The sequence below is a fragment of the Rhizobium metallidurans genome, assembly GCF_014196505.1.
Classification (GTDB): Bacteria; Pseudomonadota; Alphaproteobacteria; order Rhizobiales; family Rhizobiaceae; genus Rhizobium; species Rhizobium metallidurans.
The window spans coordinates 1-1028 of sequence record NZ_JACIDW010000065.1; the positions used below are offsets into that span (position 1 = coordinate 1).

Annotated in this window: 1 protein-coding gene; it reads left to right on the forward strand. The window is 61.7% G+C overall.

The features are described from left to right. Positions 1-1028: IS66 family transposase (gene tnpC, locus GGQ67_RS25070; protein WP_183902804.1), on the forward strand; the 1028-nt coding region annotated here is incomplete at both ends.

The window sequence follows — 1028 nt, forward strand, 5'->3', positions numbered from 1 at the left end:
GACGCGGGTGAAGATGAGTTGGTCGCGGAAGTCGCAGCCAAAGCCTCAGCCGTCAAAGCCTTCGAGCGCAAGCGTCCGTCGCGCAAGCCCTTTCCTGAACACCTGCCGCGCGAGCGCGTCGTTATCGCCGCTCCCACGAGTTGCGCCTGCTGCGGCTCCGTCAAACTGTCGAAGCTTGGTGAGGACATCACCGAGACCCTGGAGGTCATCCCGCGTCAGTGGAAAGTCATTCAGACGGTGCGGGAGAAGTTTACCTGCCGCGAGTGTGAGAAGATCACCCAGCCACCGGCACCCTTCCATGTGACGCCCCGAGGCTTTGCAGGACCGAACCTGCTGGCAATGATTCTGTTCGAGAAGTTCGCCCAGCACCAGCCGCTCAATCGTCAGAGCGAACGCTATGCCCGCGAAGGCGTCGACCTCAGCTTGTCGACGCTGGCCGATCAGGTTGGAGCATGCGCCACGGCGCTGAAGCCCATCCACTCCCTAATCGAGGCCCATGTCCTGGCCGCCGAGCGACTGCATGGCGACGACACGATTGTCCCGATCCTGGCGAAGGGAAAGACCGATACGGGCCGCATCTGGACCTACGTCCGGGACGATCGGCCGTTCGGAGGGCTCTCACCGCCCGCCGCCCTTTACTATGCCTCGCGAGATCGACGACAGGAGCATCCGGAACGCCACCTCAAATCCTTCACCGGCATTCTGCAGGCGGACGCCTATGGCGGCTACAATCCGCTGTTCAAGGTTAATCGCGATCCAAATCCGCTAAGGCAGGCACTGTGCTGGGCTCACTCGCGACGCAAGTTCTTCGTGCTCGCCGACATTGCCGCAAACGCCAAGCGTGGAAAGAACGCCGCGCCGATCTCACCAATGGCGCTGGAGGCCGTCAAACGGATCGATGCCCTCTTCGATATCGAACGAGAGATCAACGGTCTTGCCGCCGAGCAGCGTCTGGAGCGTCGACAGATGGAAAGTCGGCCACTCGTCGACGATTTGCAGGCCTGGCTTCAAACCGAGCGATCCAAGCT